Genomic DNA, 25,226 nt, shown 5'->3' with positions numbered 1-25,226 from the left:
CCGTATGCACCCGCCGACAGGAACCCAGTACGACATCGTCTCCGGCGACCTCACCGCTACCGTCACGCAGGTGGCGGCAGGGCTCCGGACGCTGCGACTCGGGGGCGCCGACCTGACCGAGCCGTTCCCAGTGGAGGCGACGCCGCCGTCCGGATGCGGGATCGTGCTGGTGCCGTGGCCGAACCGGGTGAAGGATGCGGCCTGGGAGTTCGACGGCAAGACGCAGCGGCTCGCCGTGACGGAGCCGGCACGCGGGAACGCCATCCACGGGCTGCTGCGCTACCGGCCGTACGACCTGGTCGAGCGCACGGTGTCGTCGGTGACCCAGTCGGCCGCGATCTTCCCCGAGCTGGGCTACCCGTTCCAGCTCGCCACGACCGTGCGGCACGAGGTCGGGCCGGGCGGCCTCACCGTCACGCACACCATCGAGAACCTCGGGAGCGGACGTGCCCCCGTGGCGATCGGCGCGCATCCGTATCTTCGGGTCGGCGACGTGCCGACCGCAGACCTCACGCTGACGGTCGGCGCGCGCACGCACCTCGACGTGGACGAGCGGCTCAACCTGGTGGGGGAGTTGCCGGTGGCCGGCACACCGTTCGACCTGAGCGATGGGCGCCTGGTCGGGGAACTCGACCTCGACGACGGTTTCGCCGACCTGCCGGTGATCGACGGTGAGGTCGCCCACACGGTCTCCGCGCCGGACGGACGCAGGGTCGTGCTCTGGGCGGACCCGTCGTTCGGCTACCTGCAGCTCTACACGTCGCGCACGCTGGCGACCAAGCCGACGGGCGACGTCGCTCTCGCCGTCGAACCGATGACGGCCCCGGCGAACGCCCTGAACACCGGCCGCGGGCTGCGCTGGCTGGAACCGGGCGAGAGCTGGTCGGCCGTGTGGGGCATCCGACACGACGGCTTCTGACGGCGGCTGACGCTGATCTTTTGCGTTCGCGCGCGATAGTTTTGTGCAATGCGTGCATCCGGGGGGAGTGAGGGACGCATCCGTGCGTTCTGGGTGCAGCGTTCGCGCGCGCAGGCCGGGGTGCTGGCCGCCACAGCCCTCACCGTGCTGGTGGTCACCCTGCTGGCGAGCACGATGGTCGGTCTAGCCGTGCGGTCGCCGACGGTCGCGGTGCGGCAGAGCATCGACGCCGGTCCGGCCGTGTCGGTGGCGCAGGCGGTGCAGGGGACGCTGAGCTCCGACGCCGACGAGCAGGATGCGACCGTGCGGTCCATCGTCGCCACGCACTTCTCCGGTGCATCGGTCACGGTCGACCGTTCGGCGTACGTGGCCGCCGTGCCGCTCACCGGCGACAGATCGATGCTCGCGCTCGCCGCAGACGACGAGCTCCTCGCACGAGCCAGGCTCACCGCCGGCGCCTGGCCCACCGGGCCGAAGCAGATCGCCGTCGACGCCGAGCTGGCGAAGACCATCGGCGCCCGCGCCGGGTCGACGCTCAGCACCACGGGCGACACCGGCACGCGCACCTTCACCGTCTCCGGCGTCTGGCGCCCCGTCTCTCCCTCCGCGCCGGCGTGGCTCGGCCTCACCCCGGGGTCTGGCGGCACGGACGGCCGGGCCATCCTCACCCCCGACGCGCTCCGCACCCTCTCCGATTCCGAGTCCGTGCAGTGGGTGGTGGCACCGGATGCGCGCGCCACGACCGCCGCGCAGCTCCCGCGCCTGCAGTCCGGCTTCCGCACGGTCACGGATGCGCTCACCGAGAGCTCGACGGCGTCCTCCTCTCCGTTCTCCACGCAGGGCGACGCACTCGCCACCGTGACGGCGATGCGGCAGTCGGTGGGCGCGCTCGCCGCGGTCGTCCCCGTTCCGCTTTCCGTGCTGGCGGTGTGCTCCGTCGTCGCGCTCATCCTGCTCGCCCAGCTGCTCGCCCGGTCGCGACTGGCCGAGACGCGCGTGCTGCGGGCGCGAGGCGCGACCGTGGGCGAGCTCGTCGGTGCGGGCGCTGTCGAGGCCGCGCTGGTGGGACTCGTGGGCGCCGTGCTCGGCTTCGCGGCGGCGCAGGCCGTGCTGCTCGGGATGGTCGGAGGCGCGGTCGGCGGCGTCGGCGGGGTGCTCGAACTGGTCGCGCCCCCGCTGCTGGTGCTGGCGGCGGCCGTCGCCTGCTCGGCCGTGGTTACCGCGGCGTCCGCGCGTGCGGCGAGCGGGACGCCGGGGGCCGTGGAGGCAGGACGGGCGAGGACGACAGCATCCATCGGCGTCGGCGTGCTCGCGTTCGCCGCCGCCGGACTCACGCTGTGGCGGTTCGTGGCGTTCGGCTCCCCGGTGTCTGCGGACGGAAGAGTGGACCCGATCGGCGTCATCGCTCCCGCCGCCGTGCTGTGCGCGATCGCGGTGCTCGGCCTGGTGCTGTTCGGCCCGTCGGCCGCGGCCGTCGAGGGCGTCGCCGCGCGCGGCCGGGGCCTCTCCGGCGTGCTGCCCGCCCGGCAGGTGGGGCGGGGGCTCGCGCTGTTCGCCGCCCCGGTCGCGCTCATCGTGCTGACGGTCGGCGCTGCCACGTTCTCCGCGGGATACGTCGGCACCTGGTCCGGGTTCCTGCGCGACTCATCCAGGCTCGTCACCGGCGCCGACGTGCGCGTCGACTCCGGGCTCGCCGGTGTCGTCCGCGGTCCGGAAGACCTGCCGGACGTGGATGCGCTGGCGGGCGTCCCGTCCGTGACGGCCGCGTCGCCGGGGCTGGTCACCGACGCGGGGCTCGGTCAGGGCACCGTCACGCTGGTCGCGCTCGATGCGGGACGGCTGCCGCAGCTGACCAGGGTCGGCGGGTACATGCTCGACACGGGCGACGTGAGCAGGAAGCTGACCGACGCGACCCGCCTTGCAGGGCCGGAGCTCCCGGCGGGGGCGAAGACGCTCACCGCGCAGACCGCATCCACCGCCGCCGTCACGTTCTGGGTGGTGGATGCGCGGGGAGCGCTCGCGCCGCTCGTCGCCGCGCCCGGCGCATCCGGCCGGTTCAGCGCCACCGTGCCGGACGGTGGACGGTGGACGCTCGCCGCGGTGGACGCGCGACCGGCCGCGGCCCAGGGCGCAGCCGGTTCCACGGGCGCGGCGACCGCAACACCGCGCATCCGCTCGGTCGCTGCCGGCTCGGACACCATCGACATCGCCTCCTGGAAGCGCGCAGACGGTGTGCGCGGCGCGGACGGCCTGGTGCGCGTCATGCCGCCGACGACAGGGAAGCTGCCGGTCGCGGTCACGGCCAGCGCCGCCCAGCAGGATTCGCTCGCCGTCGGCGACACGATCGACCTCGACGCGGCCTGGGTGTCGGCGCGGGGCACGATCGCCGCCGTCGTCGCCGCCGTTCCCGGCACGAGCGATCCAGTGGCGGTGCTGGTCGACCAGCGCGCGCTCAGCGACGCCGCCCTCCGCGCCCAGCCTGCTCCTCCACGACTCGGCACGGTCTGGCTGGCGACGGACTCCCCGGACGCCGTTGCCGCCGCCGCCCAGCGCCTGGCGGGTCCGGATGCCGTCGTGGCCGACGCCTCCGGCGACTTCGTCTCCCGGTTCATGTCGAGCGCCATCGTGAGCCTCTGGCTCGGGACGGCCGGATGCGCGCTGCTGGCCATCGTGGCCATCGGCGCCACCATCGCCGCGCTGCTCCGCGGGCGCCGCGCCGAGGTCGCCGTGCTGCGCGCGGTCGGGATGAGCTCGCGCCAGCAGGCCCGCAGCCGCCGGATCGAGCTGGCCGGGATCGTGGCGGCCGCAGCCGTTTTCGGGCTCGCGGGCGGAGTAGCGGTGTTCCTGCTCGCCGGGAACGCGCTCGCCAGGCTCTCCGTCGTCACCGCCCCGCCGACCCTGTCGGTGCGCGGTGCCGTCGACCTTCCCGCGCTGCTCGGCGCGCTCGTGCTGCTCGCCGCCGCGGTCGCGGTGGTGCTGTGGGCATACGGCCGCGCGGTGCGCAGGCAGGTACTGGACACGACATACCGGGAGGAGACGCGGTGACTTCCTCCCTCGGCAGTGTGGGCCTCGCCGTGCGTGCCGCCTCCGCCTTCCGCGGCGGGCTGATCATGCTCGGCGTCGTCGTGCTCGTCGCGACCACGGCGCTGACCGCCTGGCCGCGCTTCGCCGACACCCTCCTCACCAGTGACCTGCAGTACGGGCTCGACCAGGCGCAGCCGGTCAACCGCGACCTGGTGACCGTCGTCAAGTCGGGCATGGGCCAGCCGGGCGGCATCATCGTCGGCGATCCGGGAGCGGCCTGGAAGGCCATGCCGGGAGCACTCGACGCCGTGCGCAGGGGCATGACGGCTCCGCTGCGCCAGGTGACCGAGAAGGGCCAGTACTCGGCGGCGTCCGAGGAGTTGCCGACCAGCCCGCCGGCCGGAGCCTCCTCCGACGGCCACTACTTCACGACCGTCGAGGCCTACCAGCAGCTGCGCGGCGTCGCGACCCTGGATGCCGGCGCTTGGCCGGACAAGGCGACGGTCGCCACCCTGTCCACCGCGCCCATGCAACCGGCACCGGACCCGGCGGCCCAGCAGCCGGGCATCATCGTCACCGAGACAGGCCCTCCCGTCAATGCGCAGGTGGTGATGACCACCGCAGCGGCGAAGCTCGTCGGCTGGACCATCGGCCAGTCCCGCATCCTCGGCGAATCCCGGCTGACCCTGGTCGGCACCGTCACCCCGCGCGACCCCGCAGCCCACTTCTGGAATCTCGACACCGTCCGGGCGTCCGGCAGCTTCGCCGACCTGGGCGATGCCGGCAAGAAGTACAGCGGCGTCGTCTGGGTGGCCGCCGACTCCTGGCCGACCGTCGCGCGCTCCCTGCCTGGCACCGTCACTGAGGGCTGGTTCCCCGTCGAGCCGTCGGCCTTCAGCGTCGACCGGCTGGATGCGGTCAGCGGCGCCCTCGGCCGGTTCCTCGCCACCACGCCCACCGCCACCATCGGCGGCGTGCCGACGGCGCTCCGGTTCAGCACCCAGCTCGACCGCTCGCTGGCCGAGTACACCGTGAGGGCGCAACCGGCGGCGACCCTGTTCGCCATCCTCGCCGCAGGACCCCTCGGCGTCGCGCTGGCGGTGCTCGTGCTCGGCGTGCGGCTCGTGCTCGGGAGGCGCAGGGACGCGCTCGCACTGATGGCCGCCCGGGGCGCATCCCCGTCCCGGTTGCGCTGGGGGCTGGCGGCGGAGGGGGCCGCCGTGTCGATCCCCGCCGCTGCGCTCGGGCTCGTGGCCGCGCTGCTGCTGACGCCGCGCGGCGGGCCGGCAGGACTCTCCGTGGCTCTGGCCGTGTGCTGCGCGGTCGCGCCCCCGCTCATCCTGGCGGTGGCGGCCGGGGCGCTCGGCCCGCGCGACGACCTCCGCGGCGAGCGATCGGCGCGGCGGCGCTGGGGCTGGGTGCTCGAAGTGCTCGCGGTGGGGCTGGCGGTGGCGGGCGTCGTCACGCTGTTCCAGCGCGGCACGGCTGCTCCGTCGCAGGATGCCGGGCTCGGCATCGACCCGCTCCTCGCCGTCACGCCCATCCTGATCGCTCTGGCCGCCTGCGTGCTCGTGCTGCGGCTCTACCCGCTTCCGCTCGGCTGGCTGGCCGCTCTGCTGCGCAGACGCAGGGGAGCCGTCGCGGCGATCGGCTCGACGACCGCCGTCCGGTCGCGCGCCGGCGGCCTGTGGCCGGTGTTCGCGCTGGTGACCGGCGTCAGCATCACCGTCTTCTCCGCCGCCGTGCTGAGCACGGAGCGCGCCGGGATCGAGGGAGGGGCGCACGCGGCGGTCGGTGCGGACCTCAGCGTGTCCACTCCTGTGGCCTTCACCGACGACCAGCTCGACCGCCTGCGCTCGGTGCCCGGCGTCGCCCACTCCGCCATCGTCTACTCGGCGGGCGGCCTCGACGTGCGGGCGGGAACGCAGGGCGGCGACCTGAGCGGCTACCTCGTCGACCCGAAGGAGCTGGCGGCGGTCGAGGGCAACGTGCCGGAGAGCGCGCGCGTCTCCACGGCGCTGCGGGCGAGCGTCCCCGGGCGCACGGCGGCGGTGATCGGCGGCTGGAGCCCGAAGATCCCGGTGACGAGCGCCATCCTGTACACGGACACGACGGTGCACCTGGGCGTCACGGCCTTCTCGTTCACGCCGGGCGTCTACATCCGGGATGCGGAGTGGACGATCATCGACAAGACCGGCCTGCCGTCCGCGATCACGCTGACGCAGCGGCCGTCGACGGTGCTCGTCGCGCTCCGCCCCGGTGCGGACGCCTCGGCCGTGCACGCCGCCCTCGCCTCCGTCGCCGGCCCAGGGGCGATCATCGGGGATGCGGTCGAGCAGCAGTCCGTGCTGCGCAAGGCGCCGCTCGTCTCCGGGCTCGAGACGGTCGCGCTGGTCTCGATCGCGCTCTCCGCCCTGATGTGCATCGGCGCGCTGCTGCTGACCCTGGTGATGAACACCGCATCCAGGACCAGGCTGGTCGCCACGCTGCGCACCATCGGCTTCACCGGCAGGCAGACCGCCGGCCTGCTCGGCTGGGAGCTCGGACCGGTGCTCGCGGTCGGGCTGATCGCGGGCATCCTGGTCGGCCTCGCTCTGCCGGCGGTGGTGCTGACTCCGATCGACCTCACCGGGTTCACCGGAGGGCCGGTGCGGCCGGCCGTGGTGATCGATCCTGTGCTCATCGCCGGAGCGGCGGTCGGCTTCGCCGTCGTCACCGCCGCGGCAACACTCATCGCACTCGCGGGTGCGCGGCGCCGGTCACCGGCCACCGTGCTCCGGGCAGGAGGGGAAGAATGACCGACATGACCACCACGCGCCAGGATGCGGAGCTACGGGATGCGGAGCTGCGGGATGCAGAGCTGCAGGATGCGGAGCGCCAGGATGCCAGCATCGTCTGCTCCGACCTCGTGCGCATCTTCAGCGCGGACGGGGTGGAGGTGCAGGCGCTGCAGGGTCTCAACCTGCGCGTCGGCAGCGGCGACCTGGTCGCCATCGTCGGCGCATCCGGGTCGGGGAAGTCGACGCTGCTCGGCATCCTCTCCGGGCTCGACAAGCCGACGGCGGGCAGCGCGTCCGTGGCGGGCCGCGACCTGCTCGGCCTGACCTCCGCCCAGCGCGTCGACTACCGCAGACGCACGGTCGGCTTCGTCTGGCAGCAGACCTCCCGCAACCTGCTGCCGTACCTGACCGCCCGCGAGAACATCGCGCTCACCATGTCGCTGGCGAAGACGCCCGGCCGCAGGGAGCGCTCGCGGGAACTCCTCGACCTGCTCGAAGTGTCGCACTGCGCGGACAGGCGACCCACCGAGATGTCCGGAGGCGAACAGCAGCGGGTGGCCATCGCGGTCGGCCTCGCCAACGACCCGCGCGTCCTCCTCGCCGACGAGCCGACGGGCGAACTGGACGAGGCGACCTCCGCCGAAGTGCTCGAAGCGATGCGCGGCGTCAACAGGGAGCTGGGCGTGACGACGCTCATCGTCACCCACGACCCCACCGTCTCCGAGCACGTCGCCCGCACGGTGCAGATCCGGGATGGGCGCACCTCCACCGAGGTCCTGCGCCGCACCGGCATCAGCGAGAGCGGCGACGAGCACACCGTGGCAGAGGAGTTCGCCGTGCTCGACCGCGTCGGACGCCTCCAGCTGCCGCCGGAGTACCTCACCACCCTCGGGATGCGCGACCGCGTCCGCCTCGCGCTCGAGACCGACCACGTCGGCGTCTGGCCGCACGACACGGAGACGGCCGAAACCACCGGAGGAGACTCATGACGCTCGCCGACGAACAGGCCACCAGCCGCACCGACGCGTCCACCACCGCGCCCACCATCCCGCAACCCATCCTGCGCGCCGAGGGCGTCGGCCGCGTCTTCGAGACGGAGGCGGGCACGGTGACCGCGCTCGCCGAGGTGTCGCTCGATGTGCATCCCGGTGAGCTGCTGGTGGTCAGGGGCCGCTCCGGCTCCGGCAAGACCACGCTGCTCAACGTGCTCGGGGGCCTCGACACCCCCACCTCCGGGCAGGTCTGGATCGACGACACCGAGCTGACTACGGCGTCGGAGGCCGAGCTGGTGCAGCTGCGGCGGGAGAGCATCGGGTTCGTCTTCCAGGCGTTCGGTCTCGTGCCCGTGCTCTCGGCCGCCGAGAACGTGGAGGTTCCGCTGCGACTGCTCGGCACAGCCCCGGCCGACCGGGATGCGCGCGTCGCCGAACTGCTCGACCTGGTCGGCCTCTCCGGTCACGCCAAACAGCGGCCCACCGAACTGTCCGGCGGTCAGCAGCAGCGCGTCGGCATCGCCCGCGCGCTCGCAGCACGCCCGCGCATCCTGTTCGCGGACGAGCCGACGGGCCAGCTCGACAGCGTCACCGGCGCAGCGATGATGGACCTGCTCGTCGACCTCGTGCACAGCAGCGGCGTGGCCGCCGTCGTCACCACGCACGACCCCCTGCTGATGGCCCGCGCCGACCGCGTCCTGGAACTCCACGACGGCCGCACGCTCCCGCCGCAGCGCCGCCGCGGCCGCCACGCAGCCCCCGAACCGGACGCCGCTGCGCGTCCGGATGTCGCCCCCGGCACCTGACCACAACCGATCCGAATCTCCGTTCGAGCGGAGTCGAGCGCGGCTCACCGCCGAATCTCCGTCCGAGCGGAGTCTGCCGCGGCGTGTCGCCAGGAACTCCGCTGGAGCGGTCGTCGCCACGGCGGCTCGCTCACGGAGGACTTTCGGGCCGCCACGCCGAGCGCGACTCCGCTCGGGCGGAGTTTCCGGCCGGATGGGCCCCCGATCTCCGCCGCGGCGTCACACGTCCGGGCCGCCGCCCGGCTCGTCGTCCTCCTCGTCGGTGTCGGCGAACGCCGCCAGCCCGTCGAGCGACGGCGCATCGTCCGTCCCGGCCGCCGCATCCGGATGCGCGGTGCCCTCGTCAAGGAAGCCTTCGCCGTCCGGGTATCCGGCCTCGTCGGGGTACTCGATCGGTTCTCGTTCAGCGGTCATCGCATCCACCTCGTCTCGCGTCGTGGCCGCGCGGGGAGCGCCGCCTCACGACCCAGCTTGCCCCCGTGCCACGATGCTGCGCCAGCCTCCCGCCCGATTGTCCGCGACGATCGCACGCAGGAACGCCAGCAGCGGCTCCCGCCGGATGGGCTGACCCTCGGTGAATCCGATGGTGCGCGCCGTCGTGTTGCCGTGCCCGGCGGTGATCAGACCGTGCGGGTCCGGCACGATGCCGCCGTCGTAGACGAACAGATTCACGTGGTCTTTCGCCGCGAGGAACGCGCACACGGTGCCGTCGAGCACGAAGTACGGCCGCACGGTGCGCTTGATCGTCTCCTCGATGGCGGGGTCCGCCTCGTGGATGATGTCGCGCAGCTGGGCGAAGATGTCACGCTGCCAGGCGGGCAGCCCGTCGAGGTACGCGTCGACGCGCGGGTCTTTCCGATACTCCGGGGCCATGCTCCAGGCTAGCCCCGGCACCGGTCACGGCGCGATGGACAGGAAGATGAACGCCGCGAACAGCACCAGGTGGATGCCGCCCTGCAGCCGCACAGCACGCCCGGGCATGATCGTCAGGATGCTCACCCCGACCGTCAGGGCGAGCAGCACGATCTGGCTGGCGCCGAGCCCGAGGTGCAGCGGTCCGGTGAGCCAGATGGATGCGACGGCGATCGACGGGATGGTCAGACCGATGCTGGCGATGGCCGAGCCGAGCGCCAGGTTCATGCTGGTCTGCATCCGGTTGCGTGTCGCGGCCTTCGCAGCGGCGATGCCCTCGGGGAGCAGCACGAGCAGGGCGATGACGACGCCGACGAACGACTGCGGGAGGCCGACGGCTTCGACGCCGCGCTCGATCGACGGCGATTCCAGCTTGGCGAGACCCACCACCGCGACCAGCGCGAGGAACAGCAGCCCGAGGCTGATCATCGCGGTCCGGGTGGAGGGTCGCTCGGCGTGGGTGTCCTCGTCGAGCGGTTTGCCTTTGGCGGTCACCGGGAGGAAGTAGTCGCGGTGCGCGACCGTCTGGGTGAAGACGAACATCGCGTACACGACCACGGACGCGATCGCAGCGAAGACGAGCTGGCTGGGCGAGAACTGCGGGCCCGGCGTCTCGGTGAAGGTGGGGAGCACCATCGTCAGCGTCGCGAGCGTGACCACCGTGGCGAGCGCGGCCCCGCTGCCCTGGGCGTTGAATTTGCTGCTGGTGTTCCTGGTGGAGCTGAGCAGCAGCGACAGGCCGACGATGCCGTTCATGGTGATCATCACCGCCGAGAACACCGTGTCCCTGGCCAGAGTGGATGCGTCCTTGCCGCTCGACATCAGCGTCACGATCAACCCGACCTCGATCACCGTGACGGCGACGGCGAGCACCAGCGAACCGAACGGCTCCCCGACCTTGTGCGCCACGACCTCTGCGTGCTGCACGGCCGCGAGCACCGTCGCGGCGAGCACGAGGGCGACCAGCGTGACCAGCACAGGGCCGAGCTCGGCGTTCCAGCAGAGGACGAGCAGGATCACCCCGAGGATCGGTACGACGACCGGCCAGAACCGGATGATCCACGTGGTGAAGCCTTTCATGCCTCCCATCATGGCAGCCGACCCCCGCCCAGTCCGCCGCGACGACGAAAGAGCGGCCCGCCGGATGAACCGGTGGGCCGCTCTCGATGCTGCCGGCGACGGAGGGGATCAGTTGGCCGGCGGCATCAGCACGGTGTCGATGAGGTACACCGTGGCGTTGGCGGTGTGCACTCCACCGCAGATGACCTTGGCCCCGTTGACCATGATGTCGTCGCCGCTGCCGGTGACGGTGACGTCGCCGCCCTCGACGGTCTTGTGGGTGCCGTCGATCTTGTCAGGGGCGATCTGGCCGGGCACGACGTGGTAGGTCAGGATCTTCTTGAGCGTGTCGGCTCCTGCCGGCGTCTTCAGGGTGTCGATGGTGGCGGCGTCGATCTTCTTGAACGCGTCGTCGACCGGTGCGAACACCGTGAACTCGCTGCCGTTGAGGGTGTCGACCAGGTTCACATCCGGGTTGAGCTTGCCGGAGACCGAGGCGACCAGGGTGGTGAGCAGCGGGTTGTTGCTCGCTGCGACCGCCACCGGGTCCTGCGCCATGCCGGTGACCGAGCCTGCGCCGGACGGGACGGCCTTGGCGTATGCCGCGCATCCGCTGCCGACGAGGTCGGCTGCCGGGTCCATCGCCGTCGCGCTGGGCGACTCCGAGGTCATCGACGACGACGAGCTGGACGAGCCGGAGCCCGAGCTTCCGGAGGAACACGCCGAGAGACCGAGGGCGGCCACTGCGGCGAGTCCGAGGGCGGCGATCATGTGACGCTTCTGAACTCGCATGGGAACTACTCCTTCTATGTGGGCTGTGGTGAGCCGCAGCAGCGGCTTCGAAGGGGGTTCGGGGCACGCACGGAATCGGATTGCGGATTCTTCGGATCTCTTCCGGATCAATCCGCGGTGCCCTCCGTTCCGAACGCCAGGCATGTACCTCACCCTCGCTCTCATCGGCTTCCTCGGCGGCCTCATCACCGGCATCTCGCCGTGCATCCTGCCGGTCCTGCCGGTGATCTTCTTCTCCGGCGGCGCGCAGAGTGCGCGCCAGAAGACGGAGGAGACGGAGAAGACCCAGACCGCGCAGACCGGATCTTCGTCCGGCACGACGCAGGCCGTGCTCACCGAGGAGAAGGTGAAGGAGAAGGAGAAGGTGCAGACCGTCTCCCGCTGGCGGCCGTACCAGGTCATCCTCGGCCTCGTCGTCAGCTTCAGCGTCTTCACCCTGGCAGGGTCGCTCATCCTGGCGCTACTGCACCTGCCCCAGGATGTGCTGCGGTACGCGGGCATCGTGGTGCTGGTGCTGATCGGCGTCGGCCTGATCGTGCCGAAGTTCGAGGAGTACCTGGAGAAGCCGTTCTCCTGGATCCCTCAGCGCAACGTGGGCACCGAGCGTGGTGGCTTCGTCCTCGGCATCGCCCTCGGCGCCGTGTATGTGCCGTGCGCCGGCCCGGTGCTCGCCGCGATCACGGTGGCAGGATCGACGGGCCGGATCGGGCCGGAGACCATCGTCCTCACCCTCACATTCGCCATCGGCGCCGCCATCCCGCTGCTCATCTTCGCGCTCGCCGGCCGCAGGGTCGCCGAGCGGGTCAAGTCGTTCAGGAAGCACCAGAAGGGCATCCGGCTCACCGGCGGCGTCCTGATGCTGGCGCTCGCCGTCGGACTGCTGTTCAACCTTCCCCAGGCGCTGCAGCGGCTCATCCCCGACTACACCAGCGCCCTGCAGGACCAGTTCTCGAACTCGGACCAGGTGTCGCAGGCGCTCAACCTCGGCGGCATCGTCAACGATCAGAACAAGAACCTCTCCAAGTGCACGAACAACTCCGACCAGCTGCAGAGCTGCGGCATCGCGCCGGACATCACGGGCATCCAGCAGTGGTTCAACACCCCGGGCGACAAGCCGATCGCGCTCTCGCAGCTGAAGGGCAAGGTCGTGCTCGTCGACTTCTGGGCGTACTCCTGCATCAACTGCCAGCGCAGCGTGCCTCACGTGGTGGCGTGGGACAAGGCGTACCGGGATGCGGGACTCGACGTCATCGGCATCCACTCGCCCGAGTACGCGTTCGAGAAGGTGCCCGCCAACGTCGAGTCCGGCGCGAAGAGCTTCGGCATCACGTACCCGGTGGCCATCGACAACAACCTGAGCACCTGGACCAATTACCGCAACCGCTACTGGCCGGCCCACTACCTGATCGACGCCAAGGGCGTCGTGCGCAACGTGCAGTTCGGCGAGGGCAACTACGCCTCCACCGAGAAGCTCATCCGCCAGCTGCTCCAGGATGCGAAGCCCGGCGAGACCCTGCCGGCGGCCACCGAGCTGAAGGACACCACGCCGGTCGCGGGAAGCACGACGCCGGAGACCTACCTCGGCACCACCAAGGTCGTGAACTTCGGCGGAGACGAGAAGTATTCGTCCGGCACCCCGTCGTTCTCGTTCCCGGCGAAGCAGCGCGCCAACTCGTTCGCCCTCGACGGCGCGTGGTCGCTGAACACCCAGTTCGTCGAGCCGACGGGTCAGGATGCGCGCATCCGGCTGAACTACAAGGCCGCCGAGGTGCGCATGGTCCTCTCCGGCAGCGGAACGGTCAGCTACACGGCGGACGGCGTCACCAAGACCATCGAGGTCAGCGGCACCCCGGACTCGTACCGGCTGCTGAAAACGGCGACGGCGAAATCCGGAAATGTGATCGTGACCATCCCGAAAGGTGTTTCGGCATACTCGTTCACCTTCGGATGATGATCAGATAGGGGCATGACTTCTTCCAGGATCGTCACAGCCTCCCTGATCGTCGCCGGCGTCGCGCTCGCGCTGACCGCATGCTCGGCCTCCACGCCGAGCGGGTCGCCGAGTTCGACGCCGGCGTCGTCGTCCACCACGTCGTCCTCGTCGCCGCGGCCGAGCGCATCCAGCACCACGGTCCCGGTGGACGGCCAGTGCGACACGGCGAAGCTGACCGGCTCGATCGGACAGGGCGGCGGGGGAGCGGCGGGCAGCGTCGAGGTGACGCTGGTGCTGACGAACACCGGCACGACGGCGTGCGCGCTGCAGGGCTGGCCGGGGGTCTCCTTCGTCGGGGACGGCAACGGCACCCAGCTCGGCAAGGCGGCGGACTTCGACAGGTCCACGCCGCACCCGACGGTCAACCTGGCTCCGGGCGGCACGGCAACGGCGCCGCTGAAGATCGCGCAGGCGCTCAACTACTCGACCTCCGACTGCCAGCCCAAGCCGGCCGACGGCTTCCGCGTCTACCCGCCAGGGTCGAAGGAGTCGCTGTTCATCAAGGACGCCGACGTCACCGCGTGCACGTCCGACACGATCTCGCTGCTGACGGTCGGCGCGCTCGTTCAGGGCTGAGCATCCCGGATGTCGGTGGTCCCCTGCACACTGGGGACATGCCGACGCCGCGCGAGAGACTCCTGCTCCTGTTCGAAGCCGAGCATCCGGAGACGGCGGATCGCTCGGCGAAAGACGAGGCGATCCGCCGCACCTTCGGCATCGACCCCGCGCAGTACCGCGCGCTGGTGGCCGAGCTGCTGCGCGACGCCCATCGGGACGCCGCCTGAGCAGAGCATCCACGTTCCGTCAAGGCGGTTCACGGATGTCGTCGATGCGCCTACCGTTCGTGTTCCAGCCAATCGACACGAGAGATGGGATGCTCATGGCTAAGACCACGACCACGACCAGCGCGAAGACCACCACCAGGACCGCAGGATCGCGGGCGCCGGGCAGCGCCTCCGCCGGTGCGCACACCACTCGGCGGGAGCACGCGGAGAAGGGGTTCGTCGCGTCGCCCGAGCTCGTCGCCGACCTCCAGCGCGTGCACGTCGACCTGATCGAGCTGCACCTGCAGGGCAAGCAGGCGCACTGGAACGTCGTCGGCAAGAACTTCCGCGACCTGCACCTGCAGCTCGACGAGATCATTGAAGCGGCTCGCGAGTTCAGCGACGAGGTCGCCGAACGCCTGCGCGCTCTGCACGCCACCCCGGACGGCCGCAGCGCCATCGTCGCCAAGACGACCAGCCTGCCCGAGTTCCCGAACGGCGAGGTCGACACGGCGGAGACCGTCGACCTGATCACCGAGCGGCTCGAGGCCACCGTCGCGACGATGCGCGAGGTGCACGACGAGGTGGACGAGGCCGACCCGACCTCGGCCGACCTGCTGCACGCGATCATCGCGGCACTGGAGCAGTACGCATGGATGGTGAGCGCGGAGAACCGCACCCCCGCCACGCGGTGAGGCCCGCGCAACAGAGCTACCTCGAGGCGGCCGCATCCTGCTCGGGCAGGGTGGGGCCGTTGCTCGCTGCGCTGGAGGGCGCCAGGGGAGCTGCTGATGAACTCGCGCCGTTCCCTGGCGAGGGCAGGACGGCCGAGCGGTTCGCGTTCCTGCAGCGGGTGGCCGCCGAGGACGTGACCGCCGCCCGCGTGCTCGAACCGCATCTGGATGCGCTCGCGATCCTGCACGAGGCCGGTATGGATGCTCCGCGTCCCGGCTCGACGCTCGGGGTGTTCGCGGCGGAGGCGCCGGGGTCCGTGCTGCGTGCTACGCCTGCCCCGCGCGCTGGAACGGCCGCTGCCGGGGACGGCGGCACGGACGCCTGGGTGCTCGACGGTGTTAAGCCCTGGTGCTCGCTGGGCGCCCGGCTGACGGATGCGCTGGTGACAGCCACCACGGAGGGCGGCGACCGGCGCATGTTCCTGGTCTCGCTCCGTCAGCCGGGCGTGACGGCGGAGGACACCGCGTGGGTCGCCCGCGGCCTCGCCGAGGTGCAGAGCGGTCCGCTGCGCTTCGACGGCGCCACCGCCCGTCCCGTCGGCGGCCCTGGCTGGTATCTCGACCGCCCAGGATTCCGCTGGGGTGCTGTCGGCGTCGCCGCCGCCTGGTGGGGCGGCTGCCTGCCGTTCGCGGACGCGCTGATCGCGAAGGCGAAGCGTGCCGGCGCGAACCAGCTGGCTGCATCCCGTGCCGGCCGGGTGTACCGCATGCTCGACGCCGCCCGCGCGCACCTCGCGTGCGCCGCGGCCGTCATCGACGGCCAAGAACCCAGCAACGACGATGCGGCCGCCATCGCCCACGCCGTGCGGGGCACGGTCGCCGATGCCGTCGTCGAGACCCTCGCCGCCGTGCGGGACGTGCTCGGCCCGGCCGCGCTCGCCTTCGACGAGTCACTGGCCCGCCGCTACGCCGACCTCGACCTGTACGTGTCCCAGTACCATCGCGGAGCGGACGACCTCTCCCTGGCCACGCACCTGCCGGACGGCGGCCCCCGATGGTAGCGTTCGACGCCCTCCGCACCGTGACGCCCGCCGCCGAGTGGGAGGCGCGCCCGGAGTGGTCCGAGGTCGAGACGATGGATGCGCAGGCCCTGGATGCGCTGGACGAGCTGGTGGTGTTCTCCGCACATCCCGACGACGAGACCATCGCCGTCGGCGGGCTGCTGGCGCTCGTCGCAGAGCGCGGGATCCCGGTGCGGGTGATCGTCGCGACCGGTGCGCCCGGACACGACGAGTCCGGCCAGGACGACCACCGGGCCGACGAGCTCCGCGCCGCCCTCGATCGCCTGGGAGTGGATGCGCGCCCGCAGTTCCTCGGCCTGCCGGACGGCGCGCTCAAGCACCACGCGGACCGGCTTCGCGCGGAGGTCGAGCGCGCGATCGGCGCGCCCAGCGCATCCACTGGCGAATCCACCGGCGCCCCTTCCGCCGCATCCACGGGCCGTCGCTGGCTGCTCGCCCCCTGGCCGGGCGACCGCCACGGCGACCACCGCACGCTCGGCAGGGAGCTGCGCGAAGCTGCGGCGCAGACCGGAGACATCGTCTTCTTCTACCCGGTCTGGCTCTGGCAGTGGGGACAACCGGCAGACATGCCGTGGGATCGCGTCGTCGGCCTCCCGCTCGACGACCGCAGCCGCGCGCGCAAGTCGGCCGCGCTCGACGCCTTCGCCTCCCAGCACCACACGCCCGAGAACGAGGACGGCGTGCTCACGGTCGAATTCCTCGCCCGCGCCACGGAGGGCCGCGAGATCCTCATCCGGCCCGAGCGCCACGCCTCCGACGACCTGGCCGCGCATTTCGAGGCGCTGCACCGCGAGAGCGACGACCCGTGGTCGGTGCGCTCCCGCTGGTACGAGCGGAGGAAGAGGGCGGTGACCGTCGCGAGCCTGCCACGGGAGCGGTACGGCAGCATCCTGGAGCTCGGCGCGTCGGTCGGCGCCCTGACCGGCGAGCTGGCCGACCGCGCGGACACGGCGCTCGCCGTCGACGGTTCCGCTGCGGCGGTCGAGACGGCCCGCAGCCGCCTGGCCGGACGCGCGGGCGTCACCGTCGCCCGGATGCGCGTGCCCGGGCAGTGGCCGGACGGCGCCTTCGACCTCGTGGTCGTCTCCGAGCTCGCGTACTACCTCGCCGACGACGAGTGGCGTGCACTGACCGCCAGGATCGTCGGCTCGCTGGCGCCGGACGGCGAGGTGCTGCTCTGCCACTGGCTCGGCTCGGCCGACGACTTCGCGCAGAGCGGTGAGCAGGCGCACGCGACGTTCCGGGCAGCGTCCGGGCTCAGCGCGACCGTCGCGCACCGGGATGCGGCATTCCTTCTGGAGGTGTTCTCGTGACCGCCACCATCCAGCGCGCCACTATCGAGCGCGTGGTCGTCGTCGTCCCTGCCAGAGACGAGGCGGAGACGCTGGCGGCCTGCCTCGATTCGATCATCCGGTCCGGCCGCGCTCTCGAACGGCACGGGATGCGCGCCCCCGTCATCGTGCTCGTCCTCGACTCCTGCACAGACGGGTCGGCCGGGATCGCGGCGGAGTTCCCCTCGGTGATCGTGGCCGAGACGAACGCGGGAAGCGTCGGCCGCAGCCGGGCGCTCGGTGCGGCCATCGGCCTCGAAGAGGCGGACGCCGACCCTGGGGCCGTCTGGATCGCGACCACGGACGCCGACGGCTCGGTACCCGAGGAGTGGCTGGCGCAGCACCTCGACTGCGCGCTGGCGGGCGCCGACGCGTTCGTCGGCGCCGTCGTTCCACCGCTCGACGACCTCGACCCGCTCCGCCGTCACGCCTGGCTGTCGAAGCACCATCCCGGTGCGACGCTCGGCCACGTGCACGGCGCGAACCTCGGTGTGCGAGCAGACGTGTACCTCGCGGTCGGCGGCTTCGCCCCCGTCGCCCTCGACGAGGACGTCGCCATGGTCGAACGCCTCCGGGCACGGGATGCGCGCATCGCGGAGACGGAACTGCATCCGGTCACCACCTCGGCCAGGCTCACCGGCAGGGTCGACGGCGGGTACGCCGGATATCTGCGCGGGCTGATCGACGAGGCGGGCTGACCCAGTAGCGTTGGAGCGTGCGCATCGCCCTGCCCAGCACCCCGAGGTGGATCATCCGCCTGGTGGTCGTGACCGCTCTGGTCGGCATCGGAGCCGGGGTCGGCGGCGGACTCGTCTACCTCGCGCTGCACGCGATCCAGCACCTCGCCTTCGGGTACTCGGAGGGCACGTTCATCGATGGCCTGCTCCAGGCTCCGCCGGTCAACCGGGTGGTGGCGCTCGCCGTGGCCGGCGTGCTCGGCGGCGTCGGCTGGTGGGCGCTCCGCCGCTGGGGACGCCTCCGGCCGAAGCACGCGATCGTCTCGGTGGAGTCCGCGGTCGGCGGGCGCAGGATGCCGTGGTTCGTCACCATCGCGAACGCCGGGCTGCAGGTCGTGATCGTGGGCCTCGGCGCATCCATCGGCCGTGAGGTCGCCCCGCGCGAGCTGGGGGCGCTGGCCGCTGACTGGCTGAGCGAGAGGGCTGGGGTGAGCGCTCGGGAGCGCCGCATCCTGGTCGCTTGCGGGGCGGGTGCCGGCCTGGCCGCCGTCTACAACGTGCCGTTCGGCGGCGCGGTGTTCGCCGTGGAGATCCTGCTGGCAGAGATCAGTTTCGCGACCGTGTTGCCCGCCCTGGCGTCGTCGGCTATCGCGACGCTGGTCGCCCGCCTCGTGGTTCCCGCCAACCCGCTCTACCCGATCGAGCAGTTTCCGCTCTCCCCGTCGGTTGTGGTCTGGGCGGTGCTCGCCGGTCCGGTGATCGGCCTCGCGGCGATCGGCTTCGTGCGCCTGATGCAGTACGCGCAGGCCATCCGCCCGAAATCCTGGGGCATCCTGATCGTGATGCCGCTCGTGTTCACGGCGGTCGGCGTCGTCTCGCTGTGGTTCCCGGCGATCCTCGGCAACGGCCGCTCGCTCGGCCAGCTGGCGATGACCGCCTCCCTCCCCGTGCTGCTGATCCTGGCGATCACCCTGCTGAAGGTGTTCGCGACGGCGGGCACCATCGGCGCCGGAGCTGCGGGTGGCACGCTCACCCCGTCTCTGGCGGTCGGGGCGGGTCTCGGCCTCACCATCGGCGCCGCCTGGAATCTCGTCTGGCCCGGCGGTGCCCCCATCGCCGTGTTCGCCCTGGTCGGCGCCGCCGCCTTCCTCGCGGTGACCATGCGCGCCCCGCTGACCGCCCTGCTCCTGGTGATGGAGTTCACCGCCCAGGGACCGGACATGTTCGCCCCCGTCATGCTCTGCGTGGCCGGTGCGGTGGCGGTCGGCTACCTGTTCGAGCGGGGCCGCGTCACCGGAGTGGCGTGACCCCGTGAGAACGGGATGGAACCCTTTCCGCGCGACCGGACAGTAGTGGGTATGAGCACGGATGATTTCGACGAGGCGGCGTCCTGGTCGGCAGCGCGCGGAGGGGACAGCGCCGCGTTCGCGGCGTTGTTCGACCGGCACCGCGACCGCGTCTTCGGCCACGCCCTGAGACTTCTCGGGCAGCGGCACGACGCCGAGGACGTGACGGCGGTGGTCTTCCTCGAGGCCTGGCGCAAACGGGATGCGGTGCGCGTCGTCGACGGGTCGATCATCGGCTGGCTGCTGGTGACCACCACGTACACGGTCCGGAACCACACCCGCAGCCTGCGCCGTTACCGGTCCGCGCTCGGCAAGCTGCCCGCTCCGCGTCCGCAGGACGATCACGCCGCCCACGTGGATGACGCGCTCGACGGCTTCGAGCGCGACAGGAAGGTGCGGGACGCCTTCGCCAAGCTCAGCAGGCAGGACCAGGACGTGATCACGCTCTGCGTCCTGGAAGAACTGACCACCTCGCAGGCCGCGCAAGCGCTCGGCGTGCCGGACGGAACCGTGAAGTCGCGGCTGTCCAGGGCACGAAAGCGCCTTGCAGAGCTCGCTTCCCCTCTCGCCGACGATCGACCCCTGTTCGAAGGAGGTGCCCGATGAGCGCCACAGAGTTCACCCAGGAACGCAGCGACGCCATCCGGAGGCTGCTGATCGACACGGTCGACGCGGAGCCCCGTCGCCGCCGCCGCTTCCAGATCCTGGTCACCTCGGTCCTCGCGTCTGCCGCCGTCGTCCTCGCAGGAGGCACGGCCGCGCTGGCTCTGACCGGTGTGATCCGTTTCGACGCCCCGCCGCCACCTCCGCCCGTGCCGAGCGTGACGGGGACGCCGACCCCGACGCCCACGCCGACCCCGACGCCCACGAAGGGTCCGAGGGCGATCCACGTGCAGTCGACCCCCATCCAGCCGACGGATGTGCGCACCCTGCCCGCCCGCCCGTCGTGGAGCATCGACCTGCCCGGTGACACCAGCAGCTGCCAGTACAACTACGTCTACGACATCGCCGACGGCCTCGCCCTCTTCGTCGTGGATGCGAACCACGCCACGGACGCGAAGGCGGGCTGCGAGCTCGAGCACGGCAACGCTGCGCTCGCGATGGTCGACACCGTCGACGGTTCCGTGCGCTGGACGAGGGAGTGGAACTGGGAAGGAAACGAGGGCATTGGGACCTTCCTCTCCATCCTCGGCACCTCCAACAGGGCGCTGTTCACCGACGAGAGCGGGCGCGGCGGTCCCCGCGACATCATCGACCTGGCGACCGGTGAGACCGTGGCGACGCTCCCCACCGATTTCGGCTCGTATCCGAACTGGCGGCTGACACCGGTCGGGGACGACAGCGGCGACATGATCTGGACGAAGCCGACCCTGGATGCGTCCGGCGAGGCGACGAGCTACACGATCGAGCGCGTCGACCCGCGCGACCTCGCGCATCCACGGTGGTCGACACCGTTGCAGGCCACGAAGGCGTCCCTCCACGTCCCGAACTTCGCAGCTTCCGGCCTGGTGCCGCTCGAGTACCTGGCCACCGGGCAGGTGAACGGCTGGCAGTCGGCCCTGCTCGACATCGGCACGGGTGCGCTCAGCCATCAGGCTGCCGGCGGCACCCACCTCCCGCTGGGCGACGTGATCATCGAATACCGCGATCTGGTCGACGGTACCCCGACGACCATCGCCGGTCTCGAGCAGACGACGGGCGACACCCTCTGGTCGATGCCGTTCCCGCAGGGCGCCTCGATCTCCGAGGCGAGAACCACGGCCAGCCGCCCTGGCTGGCTGGCCGGCATCGACGCAGGAGCCCCCTCCGGTGACCTGGTCCTCACCACCCCGTCGACCCTCACCCGCATCGACAGCAGAACCGGCGCCATCCAGCTGACGGCCGACATCGCCCACTGCGGCATCAGCCAGTGGTTCTGGGGCAACGGAAGCCGCGACGTCGTCGCCGACCAGGAGCGCAACTCCCTGATCGTCATCAGCGGAGCGAACGACACCTGCTCCATCGACCGCGACACGGGAGCCCCCACCCCCGTCGCCGACAAGGACTCGGCCCACTGGCCGCTCTACGGCCCAGAGGTCACGTACCCGAACAGCGCCACCATCATCGCTCCGGGCACAGGAGGCGCATACGACCGCCGAACGGGCGAAGAACTCTGGACGACCCCGACGGCCCAGGGCGAGAACTGGTTCTTCGCCGGAGGCATCCTGGTCCGCCAGGTGGGGCACCACGTGGAAGCGATCGGGTGACGCCCTAGGATCGAACGCGTGAGCACTCCCGAGCGCGTGCCAGGTCTGTCCCGCCCGGGAGCGTGGCTGGCGCGCGTCGCACTGCCCTCCCGGCCGGTGAGCCTGTGGGGGATGACCTGGCGGCTCACCGCCCGTCTGCTCGCGACCACGGTCATGACCGCGATCACCGCCCTCGTCGTCTGGATGGCGGCCACCTCCCCGAGAGAAACGAGCTGGGTCGAACTGTCGCTCGCCATCCTCGGCTGGCTGTACAGCGTCGCTCTGACGGTCGGCATCACGGTCGTCATGGTGCGCGGCCGGAGGGCGAAGCGTCGGAGAGACGCGCGCCCCGCGTGAGCGCACAGGCGGGGATCGGCTCTGCCTCGATCAACCGCTCGAAGACCTGACTCCGGTTCCGCCCCGCTCCGCCACGCTGGTGCTAGCATCCGAATCGTCTGGCGGGGTCGTCCCCGCGACGCAGACCGGAGGCACTGCCGGGAGGTGAGATGCGGTTACGAATCGTGGCACTGGTCGTCGTCGCCTCCTCGGTGGCGCTGGGTCTCAGCGCCTGCCGCCCGTCGCCCACTGGCACAGCGTCCGGAGACCCGTCGAGCATGCGGGCCCCCGCGGTCGCGACGCCTCCGGCGATCGTCCCGGGTCTCGGAGGCGTTGCCGAAGGGACGCCCCCGACGGATCCCCACGCCGTCGCCCTAGCGCGGCAGTGGATCGAGGCCGCCGTTCCCCCGCCCGGCGTGCGCCCTCTCGATTCGGCGCCGGAATCGGGACCGAAGCAGCCGGCCAGCTCTGCGGCCTGCGACTGGTTGGTGCAGGGAACCACCTGGTGGTCGACGGACAGCGCCCAGGTCGCCGCGGCCTCCGCCTGGCTCACCCAGCATCCGGTCGCCGGTCTCACGTTCAGCGGGACGATGTCCGGCCCGGGCGGCCAGTCTGCAGTCTTCGAATCGTCGGCGCAGAAGAACGGTTCGCTGCAGTTCGAGTTCGTCCCGGATGGCGACAGCGTCACGATCCGCGTCGACGTGATCCTTGTGCCTGCCGGCGCCGCGTGCGCTTCGGCTGGGCAGGCGCGGTCGTGAGACCCGGGAAACGGTGGGCCCGGTGGGGCTCGAACCCACGACCCGCGGATTAAAAGTCCGATGCTCTGCCAACTGAGCTACAGGCCCTACCCTTCTAATCTAGCGTGGTTTCCCGACCGCTCGTGCCGGGCGGAGAATGGTGTGCATGAGCGACCATTTCCACAAGCCGACCACGTTTCCGAGCGGGATGTTCGAGGCGTTCATGGGGGGGAGGACCCGGCGCAGATCAGCAGGGTCGCGCACGAGACCGCCAACGCCCTGCTCGCCAGGGTGCGTTCGAACCCCGATCCGGAGGTGGTGGACCGGCTGGTCGCGTTCACCGATGAGCACGGTATCGACGCCGTCGCCGAGTTGTGGTCGCGGTCGAGCGCCAAGAGTCTGCCGGGTGCGTTGTGGCGCATCTATCTTCTGCGGTTGCTGATCCGGCAGGATGCGGCGGGCACCGCCCTGCTGTATCAGCGCGGGACCGAGGTGGTCCCGTCCATCGACCCTGTCGTCGCCGGTGCGTCGTCGCCGGCCGGGCCCGCCGAGGTCACCGAGCTGGCCGACCGCATCCTGCGCGGGTTGTTCGAGGGGGATTTCGCCGTCGCGCTCGATCGGGCCGCCGCGTTCTGCCGGGTCACGGCTGCCGGGTGCGTGTCTGTCGCCGACGATCAGGAGAACACGGCGCCGGAGCGGTCCAGCGAGCTGACGACCCGTGCGCTGCGGTTCTCGCGCACGGCGGAGGAGCTCACCTCCTGCGCCAAGCTGTGGCGGCACGAGTCGCTCGAGTAGACGGCGGTACTCTCAGCGCATGGACGACAGCAAGAACAGCGACAAAAGCGACAAAAGCAACAAAAGCACCACGAGCAACCCCACCCCCAAGCAGCCGTGGTGGGTCGTCGGCCGTGTCCTCCCTGCGGCGATCGCGCTCACGGTTTTCTTCGCCGCCGCCTTCGCCCTCTCCTTCGCCAGGCTGCTGCGCACCGACCTCCCGGATGCGAACCCTCTGCTGACCTGGGGCGGCATCGTCCTGGGGGTCATCGGGTTCGCCCTCGGGGTCGCCAGCATCGTCTACCACCTGCGCCGCAGGCGCGGCGGCCGCGATTAGTCAACCGGCGGCGGCGCATCCGGCGTTCTCGGCCCGCGAACGCCACGCCGCAGCATCGGCACCGCGGCTCGGGTAAACTCGTTCAGCCGGGCCGCAGTAACCCCGGGCTCCAAAATTAGCCGCTCCGAGCGGCCTCGCGCCGAGAGGCGTTCTGCGGCCCGGTTTTTCGCGCCCTGCGGAGCGTTCGGTCCGGATCGCGGTCCGACCTGCGATGCTTGTCAGTGCGCCGAGAGACAGGAGACGCCGTGGACGATGAGGTGCCCGTCTCCTTCGACGACCTCCTCTCCCGCACCGCGGCCGGTGATCAGAGCGCGTTCTCCGTGCTCTACGACCACACCGCATCCCGGGTGCTCGGCCTGGTGAGGCGCGTGCTCGTCGACCCTGCCCAGTCGGAGGAGGTCACCCAGGAGGTTTTCCTCGAGGTCTGGCAATCCGCTTCGCGGTTCGATCCGAATAAGGGTCGAGCGTTGACGTGGATCATGACGATGGCCCACCGGCGCGCCATCGACCGGGTCCGTGCCGCGCAGGCGTCGCGGGACCGGGATGTGGCTGTGGGCATACGCGACCTGCCGACCGCGTACGACCAGGTGGCCGAGACCGTGGAGGTTCGCGTGGAGCACGAGAGGGTGGAGGTTGCGATGGCTGCGCTGTCCGATACCCAACGCGAAGCTGTGCGGTTGGCGTACTACGGCGGCCTCAGCCAGAGCGAGATCGCGGCCGAGCTCGGCATCCCGCTCGGCACAGCGAAAACTCGGCTGCGCGATGCGATGATACGGCTACGAAACGAACTGGGGGTGACCTGATGACCGACGAGGAACGTCGCTCTCCGTCGCGCCTCGGCTACAACCTGGGCGCCGAGACGCCGGAGGAGGCCCGCCAATTCGAGGAGGTGGCCGCCGAGCTCGGCCTCGCCGCCGACCCCGTGACCCCTCCTCCGTCGCTGAAGGCCGACCTGTTCGCGAAGCTCGCGAGCACCCCGCAGCTGTCCCCGGTGGATGTGCAGGCAGCTGCTCCGGCGCCGGCACCCGAGCCTGCTCCGGTCACCGCAGTGCCGCCCGTCCCAGCCACCACGGCCCCAGCAACCCCCGCCCCGCAAACCCCCGCCCCGCAAACCCCCGCCCCGCAAACCCCCGCCCCGCAAACCCCCGCCCCGCAAACCCCCGCAGAGACCAAGGCCCGCTCCCGCTGGTTCACCCGCCCGATCACCATCGCGGCAGCCGCGGCGGCCGCCGTCGTGCTCTTCCTCGGCGGCACCTTCCTCGGAAGCTCGCTGGCAGGCAACAACTCGTTCCAGCAGCAGCAGGCGTCCGCCCTCGCCCAGATCAACGCGGCACCGGATGCGCAGCGTGCGACAGCGGACGTCTCCGGCGGGGGAACGGCCACACTCGTCTGGTCGGGAAAGCTCGGCAAGTCGGCGCTGGTCGCGAACGACCTTCCCGCCCTTCCCAGCGACAAGACCTACGAACTCTGGTACATCCGCGGCGGTGAGGCCACCCCGGCCGGAACCATGAAGCCCGCGGACACCGGCTCCACCTGGCGCGTGCTCACGGGCACGATGCAGGCGGGGGACACGGTCGGCGTCACGGTCGAACCGCGCGGCGGCTCCGACCGGCCGACCACCAGCCCCATCGTCGCCATCAGCTCTTAACCGCGATCGACTCCGAAG

At 71.4% G+C, this 25,226-nt stretch carries 25 protein-coding genes and 1 tRNA gene; 21 read left to right on the top strand and 5 right to left on the bottom strand.

The window, feature by feature from the left end:
* Positions 1 to 4 precede the first annotated feature (4 nt).
* Genes ACN6M5_RS08415 through ACN6M5_RS08395 form a run of 5 tightly spaced genes read left to right on the top strand, consistent with a single transcriptional unit; the run spans position 5 to position 8,521 of the window.
* Positions 5 to 919, top strand: a complete 915-nt coding sequence (locus ACN6M5_RS08415) for an aldose 1-epimerase family protein (protein ID WP_434949265.1) — start codon at positions 5 to 7, stop codon at positions 917 to 919.
* Between the two features lie 48 nt (positions 920 to 967).
* Positions 968 to 3,964 carry an FtsX-like permease family protein gene (locus ACN6M5_RS08410; protein WP_434949264.1) on the top strand — a complete coding sequence of 999 codons (2,997 nt, stop codon included), beginning with the start codon at positions 968 to 970 and terminating at the stop codon, positions 3,962 to 3,964.
* Positions 3,961 to 6,741 (top strand): FtsX-like permease family protein, encoded by a 2,781-nt coding sequence (locus ACN6M5_RS08405; RefSeq protein WP_434949263.1) that lies wholly within the window; start codon positions 3,961 to 3,963, stop codon positions 6,739 to 6,741. Before ACN6M5_RS08410 ends, ACN6M5_RS08405 begins: the two co-directional genes overlap by 4 nt.
* Before the next feature lie 5 nt (positions 6,742 to 6,746).
* Positions 6,747 to 7,712: an ABC transporter ATP-binding protein gene (locus ACN6M5_RS08400; RefSeq protein WP_434949262.1), complete on the top strand. Its 966-nt coding sequence runs from the start codon at positions 6,747 to 6,749 to the stop codon at positions 7,710 to 7,712.
* Positions 7,709 to 8,521, top strand: coding sequence for an ABC transporter ATP-binding protein (locus tag ACN6M5_RS08395; protein WP_434949261.1), 813 nt, complete (start codon positions 7,709 to 7,711; stop codon positions 8,519 to 8,521). Before ACN6M5_RS08400 ends, ACN6M5_RS08395 begins: the two co-directional genes overlap by 4 nt.
* 219 nt (positions 8,522 to 8,740) lie before the next feature.
* Here ACN6M5_RS08395 and ACN6M5_RS08390 read toward each other — a convergent pair whose 3' ends face one another.
* The 4 genes from ACN6M5_RS08390 to ACN6M5_RS08375 all read right to left on the bottom strand — a co-directional run bounded on the left by ACN6M5_RS08390 (position 8,741) and on the right by ACN6M5_RS08375 (position 11,284).
* The gene (locus tag ACN6M5_RS08390) at positions 8,741 to 8,935 is read right to left on the bottom strand and encodes a hypothetical protein (RefSeq protein WP_085371026.1); all 195 of its coding nucleotides are present in this window, start codon (positions 8,933 to 8,935) and stop codon (positions 8,741 to 8,743) included.
* Between the two features lie 45 nt (positions 8,936 to 8,980).
* Positions 8,981 to 9,394, bottom strand: coding sequence for a DUF1801 domain-containing protein (locus ACN6M5_RS08385; protein WP_434949260.1), 414 nt, complete (start codon positions 9,392 to 9,394; stop codon positions 8,981 to 8,983).
* 24 nt (positions 9,395 to 9,418) lie between these two features.
* Positions 9,419 to 10,513 carry a calcium:cation antiporter gene (locus tag ACN6M5_RS08380; protein ID WP_085371024.1) on the bottom strand — a complete coding sequence of 365 codons (1,095 nt, stop codon included), beginning with the start codon at positions 10,511 to 10,513 and terminating at the stop codon, positions 9,419 to 9,421.
* 108 nt (positions 10,514 to 10,621) lie between these two features.
* Positions 10,622 to 11,284 carry a fasciclin domain-containing protein gene (locus ACN6M5_RS08375; RefSeq protein WP_085371023.1) on the bottom strand — a complete coding sequence of 221 codons (663 nt, stop codon included), beginning with the start codon at positions 11,282 to 11,284 and terminating at the stop codon, positions 10,622 to 10,624.
* Between the two features lie 142 nt (positions 11,285 to 11,426).
* Between ACN6M5_RS08375 and ACN6M5_RS08370 the strand changes: the two genes are divergently transcribed.
* From ACN6M5_RS08370 to ACN6M5_RS08315, 12 genes are all read left to right on the top strand, one after another.
* Entirely contained in the window at positions 11,427 to 13,235 is a 1,809-nt protein-coding gene (locus tag ACN6M5_RS08370) for a cytochrome c biogenesis protein DipZ (RefSeq protein WP_434949259.1), read from the top strand.
* A gap of 15 nt (positions 13,236 to 13,250) precedes the next feature.
* The gene (locus ACN6M5_RS08365; RefSeq protein ID WP_168689966.1) at positions 13,251 to 13,853 is read left to right on the top strand and encodes a DUF4232 domain-containing protein; all 603 of its coding nucleotides are present in this window, start codon (positions 13,251 to 13,253) and stop codon (positions 13,851 to 13,853) included.
* 38 nt (positions 13,854 to 13,891) lie between these two features.
* The gene (locus ACN6M5_RS08360; protein ID WP_143466040.1) at positions 13,892 to 14,062 is read left to right on the top strand and encodes a DUF3263 domain-containing protein; all 171 of its coding nucleotides are present in this window, start codon (positions 13,892 to 13,894) and stop codon (positions 14,060 to 14,062) included.
* Positions 14,063 to 14,157: 95 nt separating this feature from the next.
* The gene (locus ACN6M5_RS08355) at positions 14,158 to 14,736 is read left to right on the top strand and encodes a Dps family protein (protein WP_085371052.1); all 579 of its coding nucleotides are present in this window, start codon (positions 14,158 to 14,160) and stop codon (positions 14,734 to 14,736) included.
* Complete coding sequence (locus tag ACN6M5_RS08350; RefSeq protein WP_434949258.1) at positions 14,694 to 15,776, top strand: acyl-CoA dehydrogenase family protein; 1,083 nt, start codon at positions 14,694 to 14,696, stop codon at positions 15,774 to 15,776. The genes ACN6M5_RS08355 and ACN6M5_RS08350 overlap by 43 nt, the downstream gene beginning before the upstream one ends.
* Positions 15,770 to 17,110, top strand: coding sequence for a PIG-L family deacetylase (locus ACN6M5_RS08345; protein ID WP_434949257.1), 1,341 nt, complete (start codon positions 15,770 to 15,772; stop codon positions 17,108 to 17,110). The genes ACN6M5_RS08350 and ACN6M5_RS08345 overlap by 7 nt, the downstream gene beginning before the upstream one ends.
* Positions 17,107 to 17,826 carry a glycosyltransferase family 2 protein gene (locus ACN6M5_RS08340; protein ID WP_434949256.1) on the top strand — a complete coding sequence of 240 codons (720 nt, stop codon included), beginning with the start codon at positions 17,107 to 17,109 and terminating at the stop codon, positions 17,824 to 17,826. The genes ACN6M5_RS08345 and ACN6M5_RS08340 overlap by 4 nt, the downstream gene beginning before the upstream one ends.
* Positions 17,827 to 17,843: 17 nt before the next feature.
* Positions 17,844 to 19,112 (top strand): chloride channel protein, encoded by a 1,269-nt coding sequence (locus tag ACN6M5_RS08335; RefSeq protein WP_434949255.1) that lies wholly within the window; start codon positions 17,844 to 17,846, stop codon positions 19,110 to 19,112.
* A gap of 51 nt (positions 19,113 to 19,163) precedes the next feature.
* Positions 19,164 to 19,757, top strand: coding sequence for an RNA polymerase sigma factor (locus tag ACN6M5_RS08330; protein WP_434949254.1), 594 nt, complete (start codon positions 19,164 to 19,166; stop codon positions 19,755 to 19,757).
* Positions 19,754 to 21,397 carry a hypothetical protein gene (locus tag ACN6M5_RS08325; protein WP_434949253.1) on the top strand — a complete coding sequence of 548 codons (1,644 nt, stop codon included), beginning with the start codon at positions 19,754 to 19,756 and terminating at the stop codon, positions 21,395 to 21,397. Before ACN6M5_RS08330 ends, ACN6M5_RS08325 begins: the two co-directional genes overlap by 4 nt.
* A gap of 18 nt (positions 21,398 to 21,415) precedes the next feature.
* A complete protein-coding gene (locus ACN6M5_RS08320) occupies positions 21,416 to 21,733 on the top strand; it encodes a hypothetical protein (RefSeq protein ID WP_434949252.1) in 318 nt (105 codons plus the stop codon).
* 149 nt (positions 21,734 to 21,882) lie between these two features.
* Positions 21,883 to 22,470 (top strand): hypothetical protein, encoded by a 588-nt coding sequence (locus ACN6M5_RS08315; protein ID WP_434949251.1) that lies wholly within the window; start codon positions 21,883 to 21,885, stop codon positions 22,468 to 22,470.
* A gap of 14 nt (positions 22,471 to 22,484) precedes the next feature.
* On the opposite strand, the gene ACN6M5_RS08310 is transcribed toward ACN6M5_RS08315, so the two are convergent.
* Positions 22,485 to 22,557 (bottom strand) — tRNA-Lys (locus ACN6M5_RS08310).
* A 183-nt stretch (positions 22,558 to 22,740) separates the two neighbouring features.
* On the opposite strand from ACN6M5_RS08310, the gene ACN6M5_RS08305 reads away from it, so the two are divergent.
* The 4 genes from ACN6M5_RS08305 (at position 22,741) to ACN6M5_RS08290 (ending at position 25,208) form a co-directional block, all read left to right on the top strand.
* On the top strand, positions 22,741 to 23,244 hold the full coding sequence (locus ACN6M5_RS08305) for a DNA-directed RNA polymerase subunit beta (RefSeq protein WP_434949250.1): 504 nt from the start codon (positions 22,741 to 22,743) through the stop codon (positions 23,242 to 23,244).
* Positions 23,245 to 23,263: 19 nt separating this feature from the next.
* Positions 23,264 to 23,560 (top strand): hypothetical protein, encoded by a 297-nt coding sequence (locus tag ACN6M5_RS08300; RefSeq protein WP_434949249.1) that lies wholly within the window; start codon positions 23,264 to 23,266, stop codon positions 23,558 to 23,560.
* A gap of 245 nt (positions 23,561 to 23,805) precedes the next feature.
* Complete coding sequence (sigK, locus tag ACN6M5_RS08295; protein ID WP_434949248.1) at positions 23,806 to 24,363, top strand: ECF RNA polymerase sigma factor SigK; 558 nt, start codon at positions 23,806 to 23,808, stop codon at positions 24,361 to 24,363.
* On the top strand, positions 24,363 to 25,208 hold the full coding sequence (locus tag ACN6M5_RS08290) for an anti-sigma factor (RefSeq protein WP_434949247.1): 846 nt from the start codon (positions 24,363 to 24,365) through the stop codon (positions 25,206 to 25,208). The genes sigK and ACN6M5_RS08290 overlap by 1 nt, the downstream gene beginning before the upstream one ends.
* Positions 25,209 to 25,226 lie beyond the last annotated feature (18 nt).

The organism is Leifsonia araucanica (assembly GCF_051161895.1).
Taxonomy (GTDB): Bacteria; Actinomycetota; Actinomycetes; order Actinomycetales; family Microbacteriaceae; genus Leifsonia.
The sequence above is the reverse complement of the archived record's forward strand: the minus strand, read 5'-3'. Positions and strand labels throughout refer to the sequence as shown.